This window comes from Streptomyces sp. NBC_00353, from assembly GCF_036108815.1.
Classification (GTDB): Bacteria; Actinomycetota; Actinomycetes; order Streptomycetales; family Streptomycetaceae; genus Streptomyces.
This window is the reverse complement of sequence record NZ_CP107985.1, coordinates 593700-619939: the sequence shown is the minus strand read 5'-3', so window position 1 is coordinate 619939 and position 26240 is coordinate 593700. Positions and strand designations below refer to the sequence as shown.

Annotated in this window: 18 protein-coding genes and 3 pseudogenes; 12 read left to right on the top strand and 9 right to left on the bottom strand. The window is 69.0% G+C overall.

From position 1 onward, the window contains the following. Positions 1 to 98: 98 nt before the first annotated feature. From OHA88_RS44460 to vioC, 3 genes and pseudogenes are all read right to left on the bottom strand, one after another. Positions 99 to 719, bottom strand: a pseudogene (locus OHA88_RS44460) (hypothetical protein); the annotation flags it as partial. Positions 720 to 800: 81 nt separating this feature from the next. Continuing rightward, entirely contained in the window at positions 801 to 1124 is a 324-nt protein-coding gene (locus tag OHA88_RS02890; RefSeq protein WP_328624069.1) for a hypothetical protein, read from the bottom strand. 129 nt (positions 1125 to 1253) lie between these two features. After that, positions 1254 to 2279, bottom strand: a complete 1026-nt coding sequence (gene vioC / locus OHA88_RS02885; protein ID WP_328624068.1) for an arginine beta-hydroxylase, Fe(II)/alpha-ketoglutarate-dependent — start codon at positions 2277 to 2279, stop codon at positions 1254 to 1256. A 189-nt stretch (positions 2280 to 2468) separates the two neighbouring features. On the opposite strand from vioC, the gene OHA88_RS02880 reads away from it, so the two are divergent. The 8 genes from OHA88_RS02880 to OHA88_RS02845 are packed head-to-tail and all read left to right on the top strand — an operon-like array spanning position 2469 to position 18058. Then, on the top strand, positions 2469 to 3584 hold the full coding sequence (locus OHA88_RS02880; protein WP_328624067.1) for an aminotransferase class I/II-fold pyridoxal phosphate-dependent enzyme: 1116 nt from the start codon (positions 2469 to 2471) through the stop codon (positions 3582 to 3584). An 18-nt stretch (positions 3585 to 3602) separates the two neighbouring features. Beyond that, positions 3603 to 4700 (top strand): branched-chain amino acid aminotransferase, encoded by a 1098-nt coding sequence (locus tag OHA88_RS02875; RefSeq protein WP_328629570.1) that lies wholly within the window; start codon positions 3603 to 3605, stop codon positions 4698 to 4700. Then, complete coding sequence (locus OHA88_RS02870) at positions 4690 to 6534, top strand: non-ribosomal peptide synthetase (protein ID WP_328624066.1); 1845 nt, start codon at positions 4690 to 4692, stop codon at positions 6532 to 6534. Before OHA88_RS02875 ends, OHA88_RS02870 begins: the two co-directional genes overlap by 11 nt. After that, entirely contained in the window at positions 6518 to 7789 is a 1272-nt protein-coding gene (locus OHA88_RS02865) for a cytochrome P450 (protein ID WP_328624065.1), read from the top strand. The genes OHA88_RS02870 and OHA88_RS02865 overlap by 17 nt, the downstream gene beginning before the upstream one ends. Positions 7790 to 7813: 24 nt before the next feature. Then, entirely contained in the window at positions 7814 to 8560 is a 747-nt protein-coding gene (locus OHA88_RS02860; RefSeq protein WP_328624064.1) for a thioesterase II family protein, read from the top strand. After that, positions 8557 to 9396 (top strand): thioesterase II family protein, encoded by an 840-nt coding sequence (locus OHA88_RS02855; protein ID WP_328624063.1) that lies wholly within the window; start codon positions 8557 to 8559, stop codon positions 9394 to 9396. The genes OHA88_RS02860 and OHA88_RS02855 overlap by 4 nt, the downstream gene beginning before the upstream one ends. Beyond that, positions 9393 to 14045: a non-ribosomal peptide synthetase gene (locus tag OHA88_RS02850; protein WP_328624062.1), complete on the top strand. Its 4653-nt coding sequence runs from the start codon at positions 9393 to 9395 to the stop codon at positions 14043 to 14045. The genes OHA88_RS02855 and OHA88_RS02850 overlap by 4 nt, the downstream gene beginning before the upstream one ends. Then, the gene (locus OHA88_RS02845) at positions 14042 to 18058 is read left to right on the top strand and encodes an amino acid adenylation domain-containing protein (protein ID WP_328624061.1); all 4017 of its coding nucleotides are present in this window, start codon (positions 14042 to 14044) and stop codon (positions 18056 to 18058) included. Before OHA88_RS02850 ends, OHA88_RS02845 begins: the two co-directional genes overlap by 4 nt. Positions 18059 to 18086: 28 nt before the next feature. On the opposite strand, the gene OHA88_RS02840 is transcribed toward OHA88_RS02845, so the two are convergent. The 3 genes and pseudogenes from OHA88_RS02840 to OHA88_RS02830 form a co-directional block, all read right to left on the bottom strand. Beyond that, positions 18087 to 19331 (bottom strand): cytochrome P450, encoded by a 1245-nt coding sequence (locus OHA88_RS02840; protein WP_328624060.1) that lies wholly within the window; start codon positions 19329 to 19331, stop codon positions 18087 to 18089. Between the two features lie 42 nt (positions 19332 to 19373). Then, complete coding sequence (locus OHA88_RS02835) at positions 19374 to 20726, bottom strand: MFS transporter (protein WP_328624059.1); 1353 nt, start codon at positions 20724 to 20726, stop codon at positions 19374 to 19376. A gap of 119 nt (positions 20727 to 20845) precedes the next feature. After that, a pseudogene (locus OHA88_RS02830) lies at positions 20846 to 21019 on the bottom strand (ArsR/SmtB family transcription factor); the annotation flags it as partial. A gap of 36 nt (positions 21020 to 21055) precedes the next feature. Between OHA88_RS02830 and OHA88_RS02825 the strand changes: the two are divergent. Both OHA88_RS02825 and OHA88_RS02820 read left to right on the top strand, forming a co-directional pair. After that, complete coding sequence (locus OHA88_RS02825; protein WP_328624058.1) at positions 21056 to 21469, top strand: DUF6444 domain-containing protein; 414 nt, start codon at positions 21056 to 21058, stop codon at positions 21467 to 21469. A 128-nt stretch (positions 21470 to 21597) separates the two neighbouring features. Further along, positions 21598 to 21996: a hypothetical protein gene (locus tag OHA88_RS02820; RefSeq protein WP_443044160.1), complete on the top strand. Its 399-nt coding sequence runs from the start codon at positions 21598 to 21600 to the stop codon at positions 21994 to 21996. Here the strand turns inward: OHA88_RS02820 and OHA88_RS02815 are convergent, their stop codons facing one another. After that, positions 21997 to 22332, bottom strand: coding sequence for a DUF6233 domain-containing protein (locus tag OHA88_RS02815; protein ID WP_328624057.1), 336 nt, complete (start codon positions 22330 to 22332; stop codon positions 21997 to 21999). A 257-nt stretch (positions 22333 to 22589) separates the two neighbouring features. Between OHA88_RS02815 and OHA88_RS02810 the strand changes: the two are divergent. Beyond that, positions 22590 to 22710: pseudogene (locus OHA88_RS02810) on the top strand (alpha/beta fold hydrolase); the annotation flags it as partial. A 590-nt stretch (positions 22711 to 23300) separates the two neighbouring features. Further along, positions 23301 to 23834 (top strand): hypothetical protein, encoded by a 534-nt coding sequence (locus tag OHA88_RS44455; RefSeq protein WP_443044159.1) that lies wholly within the window; start codon positions 23301 to 23303, stop codon positions 23832 to 23834. A 66-nt stretch (positions 23835 to 23900) separates the two neighbouring features. Here OHA88_RS44455 and OHA88_RS02800 read toward each other — a convergent pair whose 3' ends face one another. Both OHA88_RS02800 and OHA88_RS02795 read right to left on the bottom strand, forming a co-directional pair. Then, complete coding sequence (locus OHA88_RS02800) at positions 23901 to 24158, bottom strand: ATP-dependent DNA ligase (protein WP_328629569.1); 258 nt, start codon at positions 24156 to 24158, stop codon at positions 23901 to 23903. Positions 24159 to 25114: 956 nt separating this feature from the next. Next, the gene (locus tag OHA88_RS02795; RefSeq protein ID WP_328624056.1) at positions 25115 to 26233 is read right to left on the bottom strand and encodes a fatty acid desaturase family protein; all 1119 of its coding nucleotides are present in this window, start codon (positions 26231 to 26233) and stop codon (positions 25115 to 25117) included. Between the last annotated feature and the right edge of the window lie 7 nt (positions 26234 to 26240).

The window sequence follows — 26240 nt, the reverse complement described above, 5'->3', positions numbered from 1 at the left end:
TCGTTCAGGTCTGTGGCCAGCAGGGTAGTGCGGGTTGCCAGACCGAGGAGGTCGAGCAGGTGGAGCTGGATGCCCCGGGTGATGGCGATGACGGGCGGGTCGGTGGCGTTGGTGACCCGTAGCCGCAGGTCGGACAGGTGGTAGAGGATCATGCGGCCGGCGGGCCGCACCTTCTGGTTGCCCGGATACAGTCCCTGCATCTTCTGGTCGCCCCCGAGTGCCCGGCGGACCTGCCGTTCGATCAGGCAGAACAGCAGCAGGGCCAGGCAGATCACCGTGATCAGTGCGGCGACGCGTTTGTTGACCTGCACGAAGATGGGGGTGACGGCCAGCGGGCCCTTGAAGTCGCCGTATCTGCGCTCGACCGTGCCCTGGCCCTTGTGCCGGCGTAAGACCTCGCTGGCACCCGCCTGTTCGGGGGTGAGGGTGGTCAGCAGCGCGTACCAGCCGTCGACGGCGGCCTCGGCCTGGAGCACGTCCTCATCGAAGTGCCAGGACAGGGCGGGCCGTCCGGTTTTGTCCGTGGTGATCGCGGTGCGCAGGCAGCCGGAGACCCGGCGGGTCTTGGTGATCACGCCGATGCGTGCGGCGATCTTCTCGGCGGTGTTGTAGTAGCGGCCGCCGGCGGAACGCTGGAGCTTGACGAGGTCCTCGCGGGCCTTGGCCAGGCGTCTTTCACGCGCTCGCCGCTGGCCCTTGGCGTTGCCGGTGGAGTGCACCAGGATCCGGCGCACCTCGAGCGGGGGATCGCTCTTGCGGGGTCCGGCCAGTAGGTGGGTGTCTTTCAGGACCCGATAGGTCTAGCGCTGTCCGGCGGGGGTGTCCTCGTCGCGGGCCGGGGTGTAGTCCACGACGGTGGCCGCCTCAAGGTCGAGGGCGGCGCAGACCGCATCGTCGACCTTGGAAGCGGGGGCCGGTGCGATGAAATCGGTCCCGGCCTTGATGAGGGCGGTGACGTTGCCGTAGGAGATCAGCTTGGAGTCGGCGATCAGCAAGAACTCCTTCGGCCCGGCCATTGCGCGCAGACTGTTCATCGTGCCGGTGTGGGAGATCTCCGCGGCTCCGCCGTCGATGACGCGGGACAGCAGCGGGATGCCGCCGTCGGCGGTGACCACACATTCCATGAGCGGGCGCACCGTCCGCAGCCGCGGGGACCGGGAAGACTTCGTCACACCCGGTCAACACGACCACCCCCGGACCGGACACGGCCAGGCAGCAACTCCATCCGAACCAGCCACCCGCGAAGTACGGAGCTAGTAGATGACCCGGTGGTCCGCGGCAGGGCGCCAGGCCCGCGAACCGCGGAGGTTGCGCGTGATGTTCAGGCGCTTGAGCCAGCGATCGCTGCCGTCGTAGCGGGCCCGGAAGGAGTTACGGCCGTGTACCGCCCGAAAATTGTCGATGAAAGCGCAGTCGCCCGGCTCCAGGGCGACGCCCTTCATCTTGGATTCGATCTCGTCGCACAGCCCGGTATAAGCCGTCAGCGAGCGTTCGGTCCAGCCCGCGGTTTTCATGTGGTACGGGTCGAGGACCATATAGGGATTGGCCCGGTCACCGAAAAGGATGGGCCGCTTGACGGGATTCGCGTTCCACGCCTCGATGGTCTTGAAGCTGTCCTCGCGCAGCCGCCGGATCGTGGGATCGCCCGTTGATGTCGAATGCACGGGCAGGTGGGAGTTGTCGGGCATCTGAGTGAAGGCGGGTTCGAAGAGCGCGTCGACGTCGAGTCCGGACCAGTCGAGATCGCCCGCGTCGCAGACCGTCGTCTCGACGGCATCGGGGTTCTTCAGGCACATCAGGGCGACGTAGTCGCCGCGGCAGGGGTGGAACGCGTCCTCGGTGTGCCAGGACAGGTGCTGGAGGCTGTTCGAGCCGAGCTCGTAGTGTTCGTGGCCCTTGATGGGCAGGACATCGTGCATGATCCGGCCGTCCTGCTGGGTCGCCCAGCCGAACACGTCGCCCAGCACCGAGGCGCACAGCAGGAAGAAGACCTCGTAGCGCAGTGTGGGCGAGCCGACGTGGCTGCCACGCCAGTGCCCCGGCGTCGGCCCGATCTCCTCCTCGTCCACCTCGAAACCGGAGACCAGGCAGAGTGCTGCCGGCTCGCGCAACCGGTGGTCCTCGAGGAACTCCAGAAGACGCGCGGGCAACCGCCGGGCGAGCAGCGGAGCCTGGCGCAGGAGATCCGGGTCCTCGATGGTGGTGCACCGGGCAGCGATGTCGCTGAGCAGCGGGGCAACTGCTGTACGGTCGTGCGCCGTCAGCGTGAGCTTGTTCATCGCCCTTCCTTCTTCCGCGGCCGTTCGCGGCGAGTTCATGAACACGCAGAGCAGGAACGAGCGTATGAGCACACAAGGCGACGGTGGAGGTGCCCAATACAAGGGACAAGTAATCGGCGCCCTCCCAAAATAGTGTCTCCAGCGTTGATCCCGATTCGGAATCCGTGATATCGGCAGACGAGGGAATCCGTGACCGCGAACCTGACCTTGATGGAAGTCGACGCTCTGACCGACCCCGATGGTCGCCTCAATCTGACGGACGGGCATGCGCGTCTGGCGTTAACGCCAGAGCAGGCGGCCATCGTCGCCCGCATCCCGGAGATGTTCGCGATCGCCACCCGTCGCGCCTTTCCGTCCATCGAGGAAGCGGCGCACATCGCCTTCCTCGGTGCGATCGGACAGCGCTCGGCACCGATCGGGACCGGTCGCATCCTGAGCTGCTACTCCTCGACCCTCGCCACGGACATCGTGGCGCGGGCGCTGCCGGCGGGAGCGACGGTCGCCGTCCTGCATCCGACGTTCGACAACATCGCCGACCTCTTCCAGACCCGAGGTCTGAAACTGGTCCCGCTGCAGGAAGAGGCGCTGCTCAACCAGGACTGGCCGGGATCGCCCGTGAGCGCCGTCGTCATCACCATGCCGAACAATCCGACGGGTCTGGTCACTCCGGAGGGCCATCTGCGCTCGCTGGCCGAGCACGCCGCGCGGCACGGCCAGACGGTGATCGTCGATGCCAGCTTCCGCGGCCAGGTGCGCGATGCGCAGTACGACACCTACGCCGTCCTCGATGCCGCAGGCGCGGACTGGATCATCATCGAGGACACCGGCAAGTTGTGGCCGATGCACGAGTTGAAGCTCGGGATGCTCGCCTACAACGAACGCACCACACTCCCGATCAGGCGTGCCTTCTCCGAATCGATGCTGGCCGCGTCACCGGTGGTGCTGCAGCTGGTCGAGGCACTGGCAGAGGACTGGGCCGACGGCGGATACGAGCGCGCCCGCGCTCTCGTCGAGCGGAACCGCAGCGCGGTGCGCGAGGCGATCGAGGCCGTCGGCACCGGGCTCGCCGACCCCGACTCCCAGATCAGTGTGGCGCGCGTCGCGCTGCCGGAGGGCGGCCCCGACTCCTCGCAGCTCTACCACGACCTGATGGTGCGCGGGGCACACGTGTTGCCCTGTGCCCCCTTCTACTGGGCCGATCCCGCGAGCGGCCTGCGCAGCATACGTATGTCGCTTGCGCGGCCGTACGAGGTCGTCCACACCGCAGCCGCGGCTCTGGCCGACGCCTACTCGTCCCGGAGGTGAGCGGTGACCGCCGCGACGATGGACTTCGAGATATGCCCCACGCGCCGGCCCCTGCCCGCTGCTGAACGGGACGCGGTGCTGGAGGAGCCGGGGTTCGGGCAGACGTTCACGGATCACATGGTGACGTTGCGCTGGTCCGCCGAGCGCGGTTGGTACGACGGACGCCTGGAACCCTACGGGGCGTTCACGCTGGAGCCGGCGACCTCGGTCTTCCACTACGGGCAGGCGCTGTTCGAGGGGATGAAGGCATACCGGCATCCCGGCGGGGCGGTCGCGCTGTTCCGTCCGGAAGCGAACGCGGCACGGTTCAACGCGTCGGCGCGGCGCATGGCGATGCCCGAACTGCCGCCGGAGATCTTCGTCAGGGCCGTCGAACTGCTGGTGTCCCACGATCGCGACTGGGTGCCGGAAGGGGCCGGCAGGAGCCTCTACCTGCGCCCCTTCATGATCGCGACAGATCCCTCGCTGGGTTTCACCCACCCGTCGCGGACCTTCCTGTTCTGCGTGGTCGCCTCGCCCGCCACCGCGTACTTCGGGGGAGGGCCGCCCAAGCCGCTGGCGGTCTGGCTGTCGACGAACTTCACGCGCGCAGTCCGCGGCGGAACGGGCTACGCCAAGACGGGCGGCAACTACGCGGGCGCCTTCGCCGCCGGTCTGGAGGCAACGGCCCACGGGTGCGACCAGGTGGTCTGGCTGGATGCCATGGAACACCGCTGGGCCGAGGAGATGGGGGGAATGAACCTGTTCTTCGTCCATACACATCGCGACGGACCACCGCGGTTGACGACCCCGCCTCTGACGGGCACGTTGCTGCCGGGCATCACGCGGGACTCGCTCCTCACCCTGGCGCCGAAACTGGGCTATGACGCGGCCGAGAGCCCGATCTCCATCGATCAATGGCGCGAGGAATGCGCGTCCCGTGAGCTCACCGAGGTGTTCGCCTGCGGAACGGCCGCGGTGATCGCACCCGTCGGCACCGTGAAGTCGGAGAGCGGGCAATGGACGGTCGCCGACGGCGAGCCGGGTCCGGTCACACTTCGGCTGCGCCGGGAGTTGCTGGGGATCCAGCACGGTTCGGCGCCCGACCCGGAGGGCTGGGTCCATCATGTCCGCTGAACTCAGGGCCCGTGCGCACGAGCCGCGCTGCATCCACGAGATGGTCGGCGAGCAGGCCCGCCGCACACCGGACGCGATTGCCGTCAGCCACGGGGATCTGCGACTCACGTACGGCGAACTCGACATGCGCTCGGCGGCACTGGCGCGGCGCCTGCGGAGCGCCGGGGTGGTGCGTGGCGACACCGTCGTGGTGCTGCTCGACCGGTCGATCGACCTGATCGTGGCACTGACGGCCGTGCTGCGGGCCGGCGCGGCCTATCTCTATCTGGACCCGGCCGAGCCCCCCGGTCAGCGGGAGCGGATCCTGGCCGACACCCGCGCCGGACACGCCATCGTCAACAGCGATTCCGGCCACCAGATCGACCTGCCGGTCGTGGTGAACATCGACGACGTCGAGCCCGAGGCATCCCCGTCCGTACCGGCCGTCGAGGACGGCGGAACTCCCGTGGACAGCCCGGCGTACGTCTGCTACACGTCGGGATCCACCGGCGACCCCAAGGGCGTGGTCGTCTCGCATCGGGCGGTCTTCCGGCTCGTCGACGACCCGTCGTGGATCGATGTCCGCGACAATGACGTGTTCTTCCAGCTCACCCGCGTCGGTTTCGATGTGTCCACCTTCGAGATCTGGATGCCCCTCGTACGAGGGCTGAGGCTGGCCCTGGGGCCACCGCTGCACGCCAACCTCGATCTCGCCGACCTGGCCGGAACCATGCGCGCCGAGGGCGTCACCGTGCTGTGGCTGACGGCGGGTCTGTTCCACAAGATGGTGATGCACCACCTGGAGGGCCTGGCCGGGATCCGGCATCTGCTCGCCGGCGGAGACGTCCTGTCCCCGGCCCATGTCAGCCGGGTGATGACCGCCTACCCCGACCTGGTCTTCACCAATGGCTACGGACCGACCGAGAACACCACCTTCAGCACCTGCTGGACCACACGCGATCCGGGTTCGGCGCCCACGGTGCCGATCGGCGTTCCGATCGACGGCAGTTCCGCCGTGGTCCGCGGTGACGACCTGCGGCCCGTGGCCGACGGGGAGATCGGCGAACTGTGGGTGGGCGGCAGCGGGGTGGCGAACGGGTACCTGCACCGCGGGGCGGAGACCGCGGTGCGCTTCGTCGCCGATCTCGACCCGGAAGCGGCACCGGGCAGCCGGATGTACCGCACCGGCGACCTGGCGCGGTGGCAGGCCGACGGCACCCTCGAGTTCCTCGGCCGGGTGGACCGGCAGCTGAAGATACGCGGCTACCGCGTGGAGCCGAGCATGGTGGAGTCGGAGATCCTGCGCCTCCCCGGTGTCGCGCAGGCCGCGGTGGTGCCCCGGACCTACGGGGCGAGCGACACGCGTCTGATCGCGTACGTGGCGGCCGGGGGCCGCGACCCGTCGACCTGGGCTGCGTTCAGTGCCTCATTGCGGGAGCGGTTGCAGGCGGTACTGCCGGCTCATCTGGTCCCGTGGGCGATCGTCGTGCACCCCGAGCTGGCGCTCAACCCGAACGGGAAGGTGGACCGGTCGGCGCTGCCGTCGGCAAAGATCCCGCGGAATGTGTGGAATGAGTACGTCGCGCCCAGAGACTCCGTCGAGGCGCGGTTGGCGGAGGTCTGGAGCGAGGCGCTGGACATCGAGCAGGTCGGGGTCGAGGACAACTTCTTCGACCTGGGCGGACATTCCCTGCTGGCCGCCGAGTTGCTGGCCGCTCTGCCGGCGGAGTTCGACTCGACACTGCCCGCACGCACGCTGTATTTGCGACCGACGATCGCCGAACTTGCGAAAGAGCTCCGCGGCAGCGCGGGGGAGTCGAACCCTGAGAGGACCACGGATGCATCGGCTCAGTAGGAACGAGGTCGACTCGTCCGCCGGCCCGGCCACGGGCTGTCCCGTCGGTGCGGCCGCCGCCGGTCTGGCGCACTCCGCGGCCTTCACCGAGCTGGGTTTCCGTGGAGTCTGGGCGCGGATGCGCGAGGAGGACCACCTGGAGTGGACCCAAGTGGATGACCACAACGGCTTCTGGTCGGTCGTGACGTACGCCGATGTGGAGAGGGTGCTGCGTGACGCTGCCGCCTTCACCTCCGAGCGCGGCACGATGATCAATATTCTCGGGGTCGAGGACCCGGCGGGCGGGCGGCAGATCGCCGCGACGGATCCGCCGCGTCACACCGTCATGCGGGCGCGCCTGCAGAAGGCGCTCGCCATCAAGTCCATCGAGAAGCAGCAGAGCATGATCAGCCGCCTGGTCGACGAGGCGCTGGCACCGCTGGCCGCCGACGGCGGCTTCGACTTCGCGGAGGCGATGCTGGCCCTGCCGGTGGCCATCGGCGGCGAGTCCATGGGGCTGCCGCGTGCGGACTGGCCGCGGCTGGGCGAGCTCCTGGTCGCCTCGATCGCCGCCGACGATCCTGCGTACCAGAACGAGGCGGGCACCCAGGCGACACTGGACGCCGCCCATCGTGAACTGTTCGCGTACTTCCAGGACATCTACCGCGAGCGGCGCCACAACCTCGGAGACGACCTCATCAGCGTGCTGATCACCACCGAGGTGGATGGACGCACCATGACCCCCGGTGAGGTCATGTCCAACTGCTACAGCGTGCTGCTCGGAGCGGTCGTCACGACGCCGCACGCCCCCAACTACATGATGACCGAGGGCCTCGCCGACGGAACCCTCAGCCGGTGGGCCGAGGACCTCACCGCCACCCCGACGGCCGTGGAGGAAGCGTTGCGACTGGGCTCACCCGTCAGCCACTTCATGCGGTACGCGGTCGACGACGTGGTGATTCGCGGGACGCGCATACGGGCGGGCGAAGCAGTGGTCAGCTGGCTCGGCGCGGCGAACAGGGACAGTGCGGTGTTCCCGGATCCGGAGCACTTCGACATCCGCCGGCGCCCGAACAAGCATCTGGCCTTCGGAATCGGCCCCCACTACTGCGTGGGGCACACCGTCGCGCGGGTCACGCTGCGCACCCTGTTCAACGAGCTGCTGACGCGGTTCACGGCGTTCGAGCCTGCTGGGGAGCCACAGCGACTGCGCTCCAACTTCGTCTCCGGTTACCGGAAGCTGCCGATCACCGCGTCGCCTGCCCACGCAGGCTGAGTCCGAACGTCGGAAGGGTTCCCCATGTCCTTGTCCCGACCTCCCCTCCGCAAGCGCTGGCTGACCCGTGAACCGTCGCGGACCGCGCGCGCACGGGTCTTCCTCATTCCCTATTCGGGTTGCGGCGCGAGCATGTACCGGCAGTGGCCCGCGGAGCGGGACGGTGTGGAGTTCCTGCCGGTCGAGCTTCCAGGGCACGAGTCGCGGTTCGCCGAGCCCAACTTCACCTCCTACGATGAGCTCGCCGAGCAGATGGTCGAGGGGCTGGCGCCCTACCTCGATGTGCCCTTCGGCTTCTTCGGCCACTGCGGTTCGGCGCTGGCGGCGTACGAGACCTCGGTGCAGCTCGTCACGAGGGACGTGGCGACTCCGGCGGCGCTGTTCGTCTCGTCCGAGGTGGCCCCGCAGGACGGCCCCGCCGGAAGGTTCCTCGAGATGGACGACCACGAGCTGGGCGCCGAGCTGGAGAAGCTGATCCGCGAACTGGGCGGCACGCCGTCCGCCGAACTGATCGAGCTGTACCTCGAGGTACTGCGCGCCGATGTGGAGACCAACAAGCGCTACGTCGTGCCCGAACCCCTCCGGCTGCCGTGCCCGATCGTGGCCATCGGCTGGACCGGGGACGAGGAGATCCCGTACTCCACCATGGGTGGCTGGCCGATATGCGGGGAGACGAAGTCGGTGCTGCTCGAGGGCAGTCACCATCGGTTCATCGAGGCGCCGTCCGACCTGCTCGACCTGATGGGCGCCGCACTCGGGGTCGCGTCATGAGCGGCACCGCGCGTACGTCGACGGAGCGGGAACGGCTCTGGCTGAAGCGGTTCGCCGCGCCCCTGCCCGCCGGGGCGACCAAACTCCTCTGCTTCCACTACGCCGGGGGGAGTGCGGGGATCTTCCGCCATTGGCCCGCGCTGCTTCCGTCGGTGGAGGTCATCGGCGTTCAGCTTCCCGGGCGCGCGGATCGGTTTCTCGAAGAACGCCATGCCCGGATGGATCCGCTGGTGGAGGAGCTGATCGACGTGCTGGCGCCGTCTCCGGAGCAGCCGTTCGCCTGCTACGGATCCAGCATGGGCGCTCGCGTGGCGTGGGCGCTGGCGCATGCCCTGCGCGATCGTGAACTGCCGGGGCCCCGTGCCCTGTTCGTGTCCGCGAGCGGCGGGCCGGCTCTCGACGACGGGAACTGGCTCTGGGAGGACCGCGACGACGGGCTGGAGGGCTATGTGCGGGAGATGGGTGGAACCCCGCCGTCCGTGCTGGCGGAAGCGAGTCTGCTGGCCGCTCTGCTGCCGGTCCTGGAGGCGGACTTGACGGTGCTGAGTACGCATGACTTCCACCCGGAAGTGCTGCTCGACATACCGATTCACGCCTTCGCCGGGGAGCACGACCCGGAGTCGGGGCCGGATCGCATGCAGGCGTGGCGGGACGAGACGACGGCGGCCTTCTCGATGGAGGTTCTGCCGTGCGGACACTTCTTCGACTCCGCATCCGAGGCAAAGGTGATCGACTCCATCGGCAGAACGCTCGACGGACCGCCGGCGCACACATGGCCCTCGGTTCCCCCGGAGGGAACGGGGTCACGGTCGATCAACGAAGGAGTGGCGACATGAGCGACTTGGAATCGCGGATCGCCGCACTGCCGCCGGAGCAGCGGGCCGTGCTCGAGGCTCGGCTGGCCGACCGTGCGGCCGCTCGCGGGGAGAGCGCAGGGGGCCGGATCGTGCCACGCGACCGCTCCGTCCCCACCCCGCTGGGTGTCTCTCAGCACCGGGAGTGGGCGGTCGGACAGATCCGGTCGGTCAACAACATCACCGGCGCCCTGAGGTTGGAAGGCAGCCTCGATCTGATCCTGCTGAGCAGTGTTCTCACCGACATCATCGAGCGCCACGAGGTGCTGCGGACGACGATCGACCTAGCCGGGAACGGGACACCGGTTCAGGCCGTCCAGGCGGTGACGCCGGTGCCGACGCCCGTGGTGGACCTGACACACATGGCGCCGGCCCGGCAGATCGACGAGGTCACGCGGCTCGCTCGACGTGACATGACCCGTCCTTTCGACCCTGCCGATCCGCAGCGCCTGCGGGTGACGCTGCTCAGGCTGGAGGCGGAGGTGTATGTCGCACTGTTCGCGGCCGACCATGCGGCCTCGGACGCCTGGTCGCTGGCGATCATCGTCGAGGAGCTGGCTGCGATGTTCCGCAGCCGCCTCGGCGACGTCCCAGCGGACCTTCCTCCGCTCGACATCCAGTTCGGGGACTTCGCGGCGTGGCAGCGCGAGGAGCGCGACGAGGAGCGGGAGGAGCTCGAAGTCCAGCACTGGCACAAGCAGTTGAAGGGGATGTCTGCCGAGCCGGCGCTGCCGGCCGACCGTCCCGGTCCGGCGCGCCCGACGTACGCGGGCGGCGTGTATGACACGCACCTGCCGCAGGAGCTGGCGGCCGACGTCCAGCGGTTCGGCGAGCAGGAGGGCGCCTCGCTGTTCGGCGTGCTGCTCGCCGCGTGCTCGGTACTGCTCAACCGCTATTCGGGTGAGGACGACGTCGTCGTCGGCTCGCTCGTGTCGGGACGTACCCGCGGGGAGACCCAGCGGCTCATCGGCAGCTTCGCCAATCCGCTGCCGCTGCGGGTGCGGATGCACGACGGCCTGACGCTACGTCAAGTCGTACGTGAGGCACACGCGACGCTGGCGAGCGCGCTCGACCACCAGGATCTCCCCTTCGAGCGGGTAGCCGAGGGCCTCGATCTCGGTCGTGAGTCGACCCGCACCTCGTTCAGCCGGGTCTGGATCAACGTACTCACCGTGCCCGACATGACATTGGACCTGCCGGGACTGCGCATCACACCCGTGTCGATAGCCCCGGCCAAGACCTCGGTCGACCTCACCCTCAACGTCACGCCCAACGCCGGGACGCTGCAGATCCAGTGGCACTTCATGTCCGAACTCTTCGACTCCGCGACGGTCGCGCTGCTGGCCGAGCAGTTCCAGCGGGTGCTCCACCACCTCGTCACCGCACCTGACACACCCGTCTGGGCTGTCGAGCTCAGGGCCGGCGCCGCGGAGAGCGAACCGACGGTTTCGTCCGACGTGAGCGGATTCATCGAGCAGTTCCAGCGCAGGGTGCGGCTTGCCCCCTACGCCCCGGCGGTCATCTGGGACGGAGTCGCGACCAGTTACACCGAGCTCAACCGCCGTGCGAACCGGCTCGCCCACCGGCTGCGGGCCGCAGGAGTTCGGCGGGACGCGCGCGTCGGCGTCCTGGTCGACCGTTCGCCGGCACTGGCCGTGGCGATCCTGGCCGTACTCAAGGCGCACGGGGCGTACGTGCCCATCGACCCGACATACCCGCCGGAACGCATGGCGTTCCAGCTCGCCGACGCCGACGTTCGGGTACTGGTCACCGAGGAGCCGCTGGCGGACAGGCCAGGGGCTGGCGAGTGGACCACCGTCCTCATGGACGGGGGCTACGCACCGGTGGGCGACGAGGGCGACCTCGACCTGCCGGATCCGGCATCGGCGGCGTACGTCGTCTACACGTCGGGATCGACCGGCCGTCCCAAGGGCGCCGTGATCGAACACCGGTCGCTCGCGGTGTTCGCGCGCGACGTGGTGGATCGGCTCGGCCTGGGCAGCGGCGACCGGTTCCTGCAGTTCGCCTCCCCGGGCTTCGACGTCCTTGCCGAAGAGCTGTTCCCGACCTGGCTCGCTGGCGGCGCCGTGGTGATGCCGACGAAACACCTGATCAGCGGGGAGGACGACCTTGCCGCGCTGATCGAGCGGGAGCACCTGACGGTCATGGAGCTGCCGACGGCCTACTGGCACGAGTGGACGCGCGAGATCGACCGGCTCGGCCTGCAGCTCCCGAGACACTTGCGCCTGGTGATCATCGGGGGTGAGCGGGTCCTGCCCGAGCGCCTCGCCATGTGGCGGCGCACCGGCGTGCCACTCGCCCACGTGTACGGCCTCACCGAGACGACGGTCAGCTCCACCTTCTTCAGGCTCGACCCGGACGACCCGGAGACGGAGTGGCCGAACCTGCCGATCGGCACACCGCTCCCGTCGGCCGACCTGCGCATCCTCGATCGGCGGATGCGGCCGGTCCCGGACGGCGGCGTGGGCGAACTCTATATCGGTGGTGTCAGCCTTGCCCGCGGCTACCTGGGGCGCCCGGGCCTCACCGCACAGCGCTTCGTCGCGGACCCGGCCCGGCCGGGCGAGCGGGTCTACCGCACGGGCGACCTGGTGCGCCGCCGCACGGACGGCAACCTCGAATTCCACTCCCGGGTGGACACGCAGGTCAAGATCCGCGGCTTCCGCGTCGAGCCCACCGAGGTCGAATCGGCCCTCACTGACCATCCCGGGGTCGCAGAGGCCGTGGTGACGGCCCATGAGCCTGCCCCGGGAGACCGCCGGCTGCTTGCCCATGTGGTGCCGTCGGCCGGCATGGCCGGTGTCGCCGCCGGGCTGCGGGACTTTCTCCTCGAACGGCTTCCCTCCTACCTCGTCCCCTCGGCGTTCGTCGAGATAGAGGAGCTGCCGCTCAACGCGAACGGCAAGATCGACCGCGCGCGCCTGCCCGCCCCGAGCCGCGAGGACGCGGTGAGCGCAGCAGGCTTCCGCGCAGCGGAGTCGGCGACGGAACAGGCGCTGGCCGGGATCGTCGCCGGTGTCGTGGGCATCGCACAGATCGGTGTCGACGACAACTTCTTCGAGGTCGGCGGAGACTCGATCCTCGCCATCCAGGTGGTTGCCCAGGCGCAGCAGGCGGGACTGCGGCTGACCCCGTACGACCTCTTCGCGAACCCGTCGGTCGCCCAGCTCGCCGTGGTCGTCGAGGCCGGCCGCACCGTCGACGCCGAGCAGGCGGACGTCACGGGCCCCGCACCCCTTGCACCGACCCAGCACGCGTTCTGTACGGCTGAGTTGGCACAGCCCGCACAGTGGAACCTCTCGGTGCTGCTGGACCTGGCGGTCGAGGTCGATCCGGAGGTGCTGCGCGCGGCCGCCGAAGCGGTGCTCGGGCACCATGACGGGCTGCGTCAGCGGCTGCTGCTCGCGGGGGCCCGGACCCGGTCGCGCATCGCCCCGCGCGGTGACGAGACTCCGTTCGCGTACTACGACCTCTCCTCCGACCGGGACCCGGATCTGCGGACCGCCGAGGTCTGTGCGGAGTTGCAGCGCAGCCTCGATCCCGCGGTCGGGCCGATGATCAGGGTCGCGCTGCTGCGACCCGGTCAGGGGCGCGCGGACCAGCTGGCCGTGGTGGTCCACCGGCTGGTGGCCGACACGGCGTCCATGCGGATCCTCCTCGAGGACCTGGAGACCGCGGTGGTGCAGTTGTCGGCCGGTGAGCCGCTGCGGTTCCTGCCGAAGACCACGTCATGGCAGTCCTGGGCACGCAGGCTCGCCTCCTATGCGTCATCGGAGTCCGTACAGGGCCAACGCCCGTACTGGTGCGAGGTGGTGACCGGAGATCCCGGGGAGAAGCAGCGCAGACGGCTGTCTGAGGACCACCCGGATCAGCGCGGTCCCGACACCGAAGCCGGCTCCCGGACCGCCACCGCGCGCCTCGATCCGGCCGCGACCGCGACCCTGCTCGCGGCGCCCGATCGGCTGGCCTGCACAGTCGAGGAACTGCTGCTCGCGGCGCTGGCCCGCACACTCGAGGAGTGGACCGGCGCCGAGCGCCACCTCGTCGATGTCGTCCGCCACGACCGGGCGCAGCTGTTCGACGACGTCGACGTGACGCGCACCATCGGCTGGTTCAGCCCCGCACACCCGCTGCTCCTGCATGCTGCCGGAGAGGAAACGCTCCGCACCGTCAAGGAGACGCTGCGCGCCGTGCCCGCGGGCGGAACCGGCTGGCAGCTGCTGCGCCAGGGGCGCGAGCCGCTGCAGGCGGCGCCGGTCGAAATCTCGTTCGCCTACACGGGCAAGGCCGTGGAACCTGCGTCCGGTACCTTCGCCGTTGCCGCGGAGACCATCGGCGGCGATCGCAGCCCCTCCGAGCTGCGGCCCTATCCGCTCGAGGTGCGCGCCGGCGTGCGTAACGGTGAACTCGCCGTCGCCTGGGAGTACGGCGAGCTGCGGCACGACGCCGCGACCATGGAGCGCCTGTGCCTGCGCCACGCCGCTCACCTCCGCTCGCTGATTGGCGCGGTGGACCCGGAAGGCGCGACGGCGGACTTCCCGCTCGCACGCGTCGACCGGGCCCAGCTCGACGGCCTGCTGGGCAGGCTCGCCGAGAGGCAGGCCGAGTGAGCGCGGAGCAAGTGGAGGACGTCTACGAGCTGTCACCGCTGCAGCAGGGCATGCTGCTGCACTGCCTCTATGACGGAGACTCCGACACGTACCTGGCGCAGCACAGTTTCGCCGTCGACGGGCCGCTCGATGCACAGGCGCTGGAGACCGCCTGGCAGCAGACCGTGCGCGCGCACCCGGCCCTGCGCACTTCCTTCCATTGGGAGGGCATGGACACGCCCCTGCAGGTCGTGCACCGCCAGGTGCCCGTTGAGCTGCGCCGCCACGACTGGTCCGGTCTGGACACGGCCCTGCAGGACGAGAAGGCGGAGCAGCTGCTCGCGGCTGAGCGGGCGGCAGGGTTCGACCCCGCGCAGGCACCCCTGCTCCGCCTTGACCTGGTGTGCCTGGGCGCCGAGCGGCACCTCGTGGTGTGGACCCACCACATGCTGCCGGTCGACGGCTGGTCGGTGCCGCTGGTCATCGGGGAGGTCGTCGGCCGCTACCTCAGCCTCACCACAGGGGCGCCGCCGCCGGCGCCCGCTCCGCCCTACCGCGACTACATCGCATGGCTCCATCAGCAGGACCTGGACGCGGCACGGGAGTTCTGGACCGAGACCCTCGGCGACGCCGGCGCATTCGACAGGCTGGGTCCTCTGCAGCCGAGTGCGCCGGACGGTCCGCCCTCGGTCATCGACGAGCACAACCTCGTGCTGGGCGAGGAGCTGAGCGCTGCGCTGCGCCGGACCGCCGCTCGACACGGTGTCACGCCGGGCACGCTGATGCTGGCGGCCTGGGCTCTCGTGGTGGAGTGCTTCAGCGGAGGATCCGACGTACGGTTCGGGGTTGCCTGCTCGGGCCGGCCCGCGCTGCTGCCGCAGGTGGAGCGGATGGTCGGCAGCTTCGTCAACAGCCTCCCGCTGCAGCTGACGGTCCCCATGGACCGTGATGTGGGGGAGTGGCTGCGAGAGGTCCAGGCGCTGCACGCGGCGGCGCGCCGCTTCGAGTTCAGTCCGCTCGCCCAGATCAAGTCCTGGACGGGGGTGACGGCGACCGAGCCGCTGTTCGACAGCCTGCTGGTCCTGGAGAACTACCCCGTTGACTTCGGCGACAGCACCGACGCACAGCAGCTGTCGCTGCGCGGGCTGACGGATTTCGAGAAGACCAGCGAGCCCTTGACCGTCTTCGTCACCGCGGCATCCACCTTGCGTGCGCTGTATCACCGCGACCGTATCGGCTCCCGCGACGTGGAGGAGATCCTCGGCGCGTTCCGGACGGCCCTGACGGGGCTGACGCGAGAGGCGAGGATCGGCGCTGTCGCCTCCGGCCTCGCGCGACACGGGCAGGCAGACCCAGCGGCGTCCGGGAGCTTCGCCCGCTACGGCGACGGCGGGACGTGCCTGCCCGCACTGGTGCAGCGGTGGGTGGAGCAGACGCCTGACGCGCCCGCGGTGGTGGCGGAGGAGGGCGTGCTCAGCTACGCCGAGCTGTGGGACCGGTCATGCGCCGTGGCCGCGGCGCTGACCGACGCAGGGGTACGTCACGGATCGACGGTCGGGGTCTGTCTCGAACGCTCTCGCGACCTCGTGGTCGCGGTCCTCGGCGCACAGTTGGCGGGCGCGGCGTACCTGCCGCTGGAGCCGTCGCTTCCCGAGGCACGCTTGTCGTTCATGGTCGCCGACGCCGGGGCCGGGGTGGTGATCGCACAGCCTGACCTGGCGACGCTCGCACGCCGCCTCGGCGCGACTCGGGTCGTCAGCCCCCTGCGGCCGCAGGAGCCTGGCACGAGCCGGACACCGGTGCCGGTGCAGGGCTCTGACCTGGCGTACGTCATCTACACATCCGGATCCACCGGACGTCCGAAGGGCGTTGCGGTCACGCATGAAGCGATCCTCAACCGACTGCTGTGGGCGCAGGACACCTTCGGTCTGACACCGGATGACCGTGTGCTGCAGAAGACTCCCTTCGGCTTCGACGTCTCGGTGTGGGAGCTGTTCTGGCCCCTGACCACCGGTGCGGTCATGGTGCTGGCCCGCCCCGGAGGGCACCAGGACGCCGCCTACCTGGCCAGGATCCTTGCCGACGAACGAGTGACGACAGCCCACTTCGTGCCGTCGATGCTGGAACTGTTCGTCGACGACCCCGGCGCCGTTGAGCTGCCGGACCTGCGCCGGGTGCTCTGCAGCGGTGAGGCCCTGCCTCACGGCCTCACCCGCCGGTTCGCACAGACCCTGCCGCAGGTGGAGCTGCACAACCTGTACGGGCCGACCGAGGCCGCGGTGGATGTGACGTGGTGGGACTGTGCCGGAACAGCCCCTCCGGGTGTGGTCCCCATCGGCCGGCCGGTGGCGAACGTGCGGGCCCATGTCCTGGACGGTCGGCTCGCGGAGGCGCCGCGGTCGGTGCCGGGAGAGCTGTATCTGGGGGGAGTCCAGCTCGCGACCGGTTACGTGGGACGGCCCGGACTCACCGCGGCCACGTTCGTCGCGCATCCGCTGGCGGGCTCCGGCGAACGGCTGTACCGCACGGGCGACAAGGTAAGGAGGCTGGCCGACGGCTCCCTGGAGTTCCTCGGCCGCATCGACCACCAGGTGAAGATCAACGGCTATCGGATCGAACTCGGCGAGGTGGAGCACACCCTGGCCGAGCACCGCGCCGTGCGCGAGAGTGCGGTCACGGTGCATGCGCGCGGTGAGCACCGCGAGCTCGCGGCGTACGTGACCGCCGTCGACGGCGAGGCCGACCGTGCGGAGCTGTCTGCGCGGCTGAGGGAGCACCTCGCCGACCGGCTGCCGCGCTTCATGGTGCCGGCGACGGTGACCGTCCTCGATGCGATGCCGTTGAACCGCAACGGAAAGCTCGACCGCTCGAAGCTGCCCGATCCGCGCCGAGAGGTGCAGCTGTCGGGCGGTCGCCCGTGGAGCGGACCGGAGACCGCGGGCGAGAAGGCGGTTGCCGCCGCCTTCGAGTCCGTGCTCGGGGTGCAGTCGATCGAGCGTGACAGCGACTTCTTCCAGCTCGGCGGGACATCCTTCGACGCGGTCCGCGCGATCCGTCAGATCGACGGGGCGACGGTCCCGCTGATCACCACGCACCCGACCGTGCGAGGGCTGGCCGCTGCGCTGGAGTCGCCGGCCTCCGCCTCGAGCATGCTCCTGAGCCTGGCGCCGCCGCGGACGCAGCCCGGAACGAACCTGGTGTGCGTGCCGTTCGGCGGCGGCAGCGCCATCGCCTACCGTGCCCTCGCCGGCCAACTGTCCTCTGATGTCTCGCTCCAGGCGGTGACGCTGCCGGGACACGAGCCGGGAAGCGATCCCCAGTTGCGCTCCGTGGACGCCATCGCCGGTGAGTGCGCCGCGGCCGTGCTGGCGCTGCCGCCCGGCCCGGTCGCGGTCTACGGGCACTGCGTGGGAGTGGCGCTGGCCGTCGAGGTCGTCCGCCAGGTCGAAGCCGCGGGACGACCGGTCGAGCGGCTGTTCCTGGGGGCCTCGTACCCGTTCTACGAGCCACGCCGCATCGGCCGTGCAATGCAGCGGGTGCTGGCGGCGCTGGTGCAGCGCGGGTGGCTCCGGGTCGGTGCGCGGACAGTGGGGACGACCCGGGGGAGCATGCCCGATGCCGACGAGGCGGAGGTGCGCTACCTGCGATCCATCGGCGGGTTCGGCACAGAGGTCGACGACGAGACCATCGCGTTCGTGATGCGTGCCTTCCGCCACGATGTGACCGAGGGCGGCCGCTACTTCGCCGACGTGTGGACGCGCGGGACCGAGCCATGGCTGAGCGAGCCCGCAGAACCACCCACTCCGCTCTCGACACCGATCACGTTCATCGCGGGCACCGCCGACCCGATGACCGCCGGATACGGTCGCGGAGTCCGGCTGTGGGACCGGTTCAGCAGCAGCGTCGACCTCGCTGTGATTCCAGCGGGGAGCCACTACTTCCTCCAGGACCAGGCCGAGGCGCTGGCCGGCGTGATCGAGAAGTCGCTGGACGCTCACTGCGGCCGCTGCGGGGCGGGGACTAAAGCCGGCTGAACCGGCCGGCCGCCCGCAGCGGACGCGGTCAGTGGGCCCGTGCGGTGCGCCAGGTGACCTCGCACGGGAGAGCGGCGAAGCCACGCTGGTGAGGGGTGTGGACGCGGCGAGCGCGGTCGACATCGATCTCGTACGCGGACGCGACAGCGCCGATCTCCTCCAGCGCGACACGCATCTCGAGTTTGGCGAGCACCGAGCCCAGGCAGTGATGCGGCCCGTGCCCGAAGCTGATCATTTTGCTGGTGTCGCGATCCAGGTCGAAGCGCTCCGGGTCGGGGAAGACCCGGGGGTCGCGGTTGGCGCACGCGGGCAGGACGGCGATACGGGCACCCGCGCGCAGCCGGACACCGTGGAGAACGGTGTCCTCGGTGAGGCGGCGGGCAACCATCTGGCTCGCCGAGTCGTAGCGCAGCGTCTCGTTCGCCCACTTGTCGGCTCGTCCGTTCAGCCCGGCCTGCTGTATCTCACGCTCGAGATGCCCGTGGTACCAGGCGTTGCCGATGGTCTTGCCGGTGGACTCGTTGCCCGCGCCGACCATGACGAACAGGAAACCGACGATCTCCGAATCGGTCAGGCGTCGTCCGTCGACCTCTGCCACGATCAGCGTCGAGGTCAGGTCCTGGCCGGGGCTTTTGCGCAGGTCGGTGACGAGTCCGACGAAGTACTGGGCCATGCGCAGGGCTGCTGCCGTGGCCGTCGGTCCGCGCTGGTCTGACATGTCTTCACGTACGTTGAGCGCGTCCGTGTCCGCGCGGATCAGGTCCCAGTCCCACTCGGGGATGCCGAGCATCTCGCACAGGACGTCGTTGGGCAGGGCGGCGGCGTAGTCGGTGGCGAAGTCGAAGCGCTGCTGACCGCGCAGGGCCTCGAGCCGCTCGCGGGTGATCTCGCGGATCCGCTCCTCCATCGCGGCTACGTGACGCGGGGTGAACGCACTGGAGATCAGCGCACGGTAGACGCCGTGGTCGGGTGGGTCCATGGCGAGGAAGAAGCTGGTCTTCGCGGCGTGCGGACCCCACAGTTCCGGCTCCAGCGAGATGCCGAACCGGTTGGAGAACCGCTGCGGCCTGCGCAGCGCGTCCACGACGTCGGCGTGGCGGGACAGGGCCCAGAAGTCCCGTTCCTCGTTGCGGTACACGGGAGCGTGCTCCCGCATCCAGGCGTAGAACGGATACGGATCCTCGTGGATCCGGAAATCGAAGGGGTCGTAGCCGTTCGGGAACGCAGAGGCGGGGGCGTCCGATGCGCCGTCGGCGACCGGGGCGTGGTCCATGCCGGGTTCCTCCTGGTCGGTGGTGGTCGAGGACGGGCGACCTCAAGAGCGGGCGACCGGCTCACGGTCCGAGGGGGAGCCCGCGGCGTCCGTCCGCGGCTTCGGTGCCGCGTCCGCGGCTGCCGGTGCGGTCAGCGGTACGTCGTCGCGCAGCGCGCACAGATCGCGTGAGAGGTAGCCGAGCCGCGCGACGATCAGGACGGCCACCCCGAGCAGCAGGATGAGGAAGGCCGAGCCGCGACCGGTACCGACGCCGATCACCTTGCCGACCGTGTCGGCCAGGGCACCGTCCGGACGCAGCAACGGTTCGAAGATCCGCTCGGAAACGGGACCGGCGAGCATGTAGCCCGCGAACAGCACCGTGTTGGTGATCATGTTGAAGGTGGCGAAGGCGCGGCCTTGCATCCCGGGCTCCACCTCGGTCTGCAGAACACTCCGGCTGGTGCCGTCGATGATCATCGTGGAGAACTGGAAGCCGAAGGCCGCGATGGCGACCAGGACGATGTTCGGACGCAGGGCACCCAGACAGAGGAAGAAACCGAGCGGCACGGCCAGCCCCGCGATGCCGTGGATCCGCTTCGGCGGCCCACCCCACGCGGCCATGGTGGCACCGCCGAGGAACATGCCGACCCCACCCGCCGACAGCACTGCACCGAGCGCCGTCACCGAAGCCATCCCGATCACCAGCGGCGTGAAGAGAACGTCGACGAAGCCGACCGCCAGATTCAGAGCGGCATAGAAGCAGAGCAGCGGGACCAGACCACGCCTGGTGGTGAGGTGGCGCCAGCCCTCGCGGATCTCCCCGAAAATGCCGGCCGGCCTGTGCTCCGGCGCAGCGGGCCGGGGAATGCGGATCCGCAGAAGAATGGCGATGTTCAGCAAGAACGTCAGACAGTCGATGGTGAGGATCCCGGGCAGACCGATCGCGACGATGAGCAGCCCGCCGAGAGCCGGAGCCACGGTCTGACTCACCGCGGTCGCCGTCATCACCATCCCGTTGGCGCGCCCCAGTTGATTGCGCGGGGCGAGCTGCGTCACGCTCGCATTCAAGGCAGGCACCAGGAACGCCCCCAGCGCCGAGCGGACGGTGATGGTGATGAAGATGTGCCACGGCTGAAGAACACCCAGGCCGGACAGCACGGCCAGGGACAGGCTCGTGCACACCCCCACCATGTCGCTGGCGAGCATCACCGTGCGCCGGTTCCAGCGGTCGACCAGCGCTCCGGCGAAAGGAGAGAGCGCGATCGCGGGCAGCAGCGACAGGATGAACCCGATGGCGAACTGGATCGTCGAGCCGGTCTCCAGATAGATCCAGACGGTGAGCGCGAACGCGGTCAGCGCCGTGCCCGTCATGCTGGCGATGTAGCCCCCGCAGAGCACCGTGAACCTTCGCACCGGTCGACCGTCCGATCCCTGCCTGGTTGGCGAGGTAGAGGGCTTGTCTGGACACGTACTCACGCCCATGGTCCGCGAGGTCCCGGCCGGAGTGCATCCCCCGAATTCGGGGACACAGCTCAGCGCAGTACGGCTGCCAGCAGATCGCCGCCCAGCGCCGCCAGATCGGGCAGGTTGAGGGTGTAACGGACGTAGCGCCCCTGGTGCCGGGTCGTGAGCAGGCCCGCGCGGTGCAGCACTGCGAGGTGGCGGGAGACTTCGGGGGGTGTGAGTTCCCAGGCGTGGGCCAGCTCACCGGTGCGGGTCCCAAGATCGATAAGCTACGGGTCATGGAGTCCGGGAGCGGGCCCTCGTCTGAGGAGTTGACGCTCCTGCTCGCGGCGAAGGACGCCACGATCATCGCGCAGGCCACCCTGATCGAGCAGTTGGCCGCGCGGGTGGAGGAGTTGGAGCGGCGGCTCGGCAAGGACTCCTCGAACTCGTCCAGGCCGCCGTCGTCGGACCCGGCGTTCGCCAAGCCCGCACCGAAGCGGTCCTCCCGCACGTTGTCCGGGAAGCGCCGGGGCAAGCAGAACGGGGCGCCGGGGACCACGCTGCGACTGGTCGAGGATCCCGACGAAATCGTGCGGCGCGAGCCCGCCGCCTGCTGCGGCTGTGGCGCCGACCTCGCGCACGCCCTCGTCTTCGACGAGCGACGGCATCAGGTGTTTGACGTGCCGCCCCGCCGCCGCGCCCGCACGTGACCGAGTACCGGATCGCAGCGAAGACCTGCGCGCGCTGCGGTAGCACCACCGTGGGCGACATTCCCGCGTGGGCGCGCGGCCGGGCCCAGTTACGGGCCGCGGCTCGCCACTCGCGCCGCGTGGCTGGTATGCGCGAATCCGAGTTGGACGAGGACGAGATCGAGCAAGCCGTGCAGCTTGCCGAGAGCATGACCATCGACGACATCTCGGGGTTCCGCGACGTGTATCGCGACGCCCTGGAAGAGCTCATCGAGGCAAAGAGTGAAGGCAAGGAACCGGCCCAGCCGACCGAGGGGGAGGCGCCGCAGCCCAGTCAGGTCCTCGACCTGATGGCGGCTCTGAATGCGTCCGTACAGAGGGCCCGCGAGTCCCGCGGTGAGACGGGCGAGCACGCCACGGTCCACGAGATGAAGTCCCGCAAGAGGGCGGCCGCGAAGAAGACGGCGAAGAAGGCGCCAGCCAAGAAGGCCGCAGCGAAGAAGACCACGGCGAAGAAGACTTCCAGCCGGAAGCCGCGCAGCGCCTGACTATCCGAGGACCTCGAGCTCGGTGTCTGGCCGGCAGTGGATGCACGCCCGGATCCCGTCGGCGAGCGCGGCGAGTGCCTGCTCGCGGGTGAGGGCGCGGCGCCGCTTCCCTGCTGCGTAGCACCCGCCGACGTGGACCTCGATCGGTCGGGAGCCGACACCGATGCCCAGCTCGATGATCCAGTCCGGGGTCGGTGGACGAGCTTCCTCGCCCCGCTGTTTCTCTCGCTCCTGCTGCTCGGCCGCGGCAATGGCTTCGTCGAGCCGGGCCACCCACATGGCATGCCAGGTCCGCAGGGTACGAAGGCGAAGCAGGTCGGGTGGCAGATCGTACATATGTTCCAGTTTGCGCTCCCTGGCCGGACCGGACCGACTCTCGATTTCGCCCCACCAGCAGGTGAAGCTCACTAACCTCGCCGCATGGCCTTCTTCGTCGACCCTCAGATCAACGCAACGCACGCGGCTCAGGAGTTTGTTCAGCGCTGGGCGGAGGCCGCTCTCCGGCAGGCCGCCCGCACACGCGAGGTGCGGAAGAGGACAGCGGAGGACGAGTGGGCCTATGAACGGGACGAGGACCCGAGCCTCGACCGCTCACCACCCTGCCCGGCCTTGCCGCCTCGCACGTCCTCGACGGCTGCGGCCACTTCATCCAGCAAGAACGCCCAAGGGACCAACCCACTCCTGACAGGCTGGCTCGCCTCCCTCCCCACCTGACGCACGGTCCGGCGCACCGATGACGGCGCTTCCAGGCCTGCGAAAGAAGCTGTGCGCGTGCAAGTGGGGAGAGAGGGGGCAATTGTGGCGAAAGAGTCTGGTCGGGTGGCTGCGGCGGCTCGATCCCAATCGGTCCGGGACCGGGCTGGCCGGTCGGTGCACCCGGCCTGACCGGACCGACGGGCTGAGCCCCTTGCCGGGGATGAAAAAAAGATTGATCCGAATTCTTCTGCCGCCCACCCGCCGAAGAGTCAGCGATGACCCTATTCCGAATGGCAGGAACTCTTACGGACGAGCATTATTTGAACCCGCCCAAGGGATGGGTATGGACGGTCAGGGCGATCCGTCAATCCCCTCTTTGAATTTGGCCAGAAGATGAGATAAGTACTGACGGTTCGTCATTTCCGGCCTGAAGGGAGGAGAAGCCGACCCCGCGGGGTCAACTTCCCGAGAGAAATCTCAGGACTGCGCTGCGGGTGCCGATAAATCATCCGTGCAGGTGGCAGCCTTGAGCGCCGATTTCTGGGCGGCACCCGCTGTTCGTCCCTCGATCTTCACGGGACAGGTGCCGGGCGGCATCATGATCTGTCGTGCTGCTGCGCCTGACCTACCTCGCCGTGACCAACACCTGCGCGCTCCTGCGCCTGTTGCCGATGAGCGATCGGGACAAAGACATCGAGATCCTCGCGCTGCGGCACCAACTGCTGGTCCTGCACGCCAGCTCGGCCAGCCCAGGTTCACCGACACCGACCGCGCGGTCCTCGATCACCACCTCGTACGACCGAGCCGTAGACAACTGGATCGGCTTGGCCCCGCTGCGAAGGTGGACGATGAACGCCTCGCCATCGGCGGGAGTCCACTGCCACGGGTACAACCCCGTGAACTCCTCGAACCGTTGGATCAGACGCAGCCGGGGCTGGATCGTCGAAGCCTGGAGAAACCGCGCGGACTGCTGCCGAGCCCATCCCTCCTTCATTGCAGAGGAAACCGCTGGCTCCGGGTTCAGAAGGACAACGTTCGGGGCCAGGGCAAGACGCACCGAGCCCGGTGCCTCAGCGACCATGCCCGCCGTTGTATCAAACGCATCATTGTTGCGTCTATACCGAGCGGCGCTGGTCAGTTGAGTAAGGGAGCTCCGGGCGTTTCCCGCATCAGGGTCTCTGATCAGCCAGGACGTTCATGGCGAGGCCCTACGAACTGTTGCAACCAATGCAATTCATCCTGTTTCGGATTTTCATCCACCCGCGGCGCCCGGCCGGATAGCTGGCGCTGCCGCGTTTCGCGATGATCCCCTCGATGCCCTGATCCTGGAGTGCCTCGTACCAGTGCATGGCCACAGCGCGGTCGTCAGTGGCGGGGGTGGGCTGGATCGGTGGCCCCACATCGGCGAGCAGGTCCAGCAGCAAGGTGCAGCGCTCAACGGAGGGGCGGCTCCGGCAGTCCCCGATCGCTGGGTCGGGGTGGTGTAGGACGTCCCAGCAGGAAGCGCGCGAGTTCGCGGATTCCTGTTGGCCTCAACCGCTGAACATGCACGTTGGTCGCCGTTTGAGCCGGGGACCGCGACCGGTTCGTCGACACCCGCGGTGTTTTCAGCTTTGCTGGGCTCGGTGGCGTACTGTGCCGGCGGCTGTCCACGGTGTGACGAGTGCGGCGGTCAGGGACATGGCGGCCAGGCGGGATGATCGGTCTCGGCGGCGCGGAGTCCCGCCTGCCGCTGCTGATCAGCCTTTTCGGGTTCGCCGCGCTCTCTGCCGTCATCCTGAACAAACGGCTGAGCCCGCCCCAACGACGCGGACGCCGCGCTTGGCCACTGCGTGGCCGCCCGGCCTGCGGCTGCTGACCTGCGGTGCTGGCGTTGCTAAAGCCGTTCGAAGGCGAGCCGGTCGTTCTCCCACACGACATAACACCGTCCAGTGCCGTCGCGTCCGGCAGCTGGATGCTCCCGGATTCGATCTCCGGGAACGAAGCCGCCAGGCTCGTGCCCCGCCGTGAGTGCAGCACTACCCGGCCCACGTCGACGGAGACCAGGGCCCGCCACCCGTCCCACTTCGGCTCACCGCCCCGGCAGCAGCGCAGGGTCGGACACAGGGGAGGCGAGCATCGGTTCTAGCAGTGCCCACGGCACAGCCCATGCCTTCCACCCAGCCCGCCCGTCGGCAAACCGAGTGCGCGTACGCACCCGACTACCGGCCCGACCACGGCAGGTCAGCGCACTACAACACCTCGCCGGGGGCTGTGTGCTGAGCTCCTGGCGCACGTCCAGGCAGCGCAGCCGGACACCGGGCTGCCCGGATCCCGTGTCGTACGGTCTGATGTCGCGGCCGCCCACCGTCCGCAACGGATCTCACCGAACCTGGCGGTGCCGCCGGTACGACGGCCGAAAGATCTGAACCAATACCGGGAATCAGGCCGCGACGAGCTCCTGCTCGCGGTCCGGCGTCTTGACCTTGGGCTTCTTGTTCGGCAGCGAGAGCCGGAAGACCTTGCGCCACGCGGAGAACACCTGCTTGGGCAGCGGCCCGGTGACGTACTCCAGCTCGTACTTCTCGAACAGCGCGCGCACCTTCACCGCGACCTCGGCGTACCGGTTGCTCGGCAGGTCCGGGAACAGGTGGTGCTCGATCTGGTGCGACAGGTTGCCGGTCATGAAGTGCAAGGCCCTGCTGCCGCTGATGTTCGCCGAGCCCATCATCTGGCGCAGGTACCACTGGCCGCGCGTCTCGCCCTTGATCGACCGGCGCTCGAAGACCTGCACGCCCTCGGGGAAGTGCCCGCACATGATCACCGAGTGGGACCAGATGTTGCGGACCAGGTTCGCGGTGAACGTGGCGGCGAGCGTGGTGAGGAACGATGGGCCCGACAGCAGCGGGTGGATCACGTAGTCCTTGAGCACCTGCTTGCGGATCTTGCGGCCCACGGCCTTGGCCCGCGCGCGGAACTCCGGGTTCTTGCGGCGGCGCTTGTGCAGGTTCTTGCCGAGCTCGAGGTCGTACGCTGCGATGCCGTACTCGAAGAAGCAGGCGTTGATGAAGTTCCACAGCGGCTGGCCGAGGTGGAGCGGCTGCCACTTCTGGTCTTCGTCGACGCGCATGATGCCGTAGCCGAGGTCGTTGTCTTTGCCGATCACGTTGGTGTACGTGTGGTGCAGCTCGTTGTGCGAGTGCTTCCACTGCTCGGACGGCGAGACGTGATCCCACTCCCAGGTGGTGGAGTGAATCTTCGGGTCTCGCATCCAGTCCCACTGGCCGTGCAGGACGTTGTGGCCGATCTCCATGTTGTCCATGATCTTCGCCACGGACAGACCGGCGGTGCCGAGCAGCCACGCGGGCGGGAAGATCGAGAACAGCAGCACGCCCCTGCTGACCAGCTCGAGCTTGCGCTGCGCCGAGATGACCTTGCGGATGTAGGCGGCGTCTTTCTCGCCGCGGCTGGCGATCACCTCGTCGCGGATCGCGTCCAGCTCGCGGCCGAGCTCCTCGATCTGCTCCGCGGTCAGGTGGGCGGTGGGGTCGATGGCGGTCAAGGTGCTC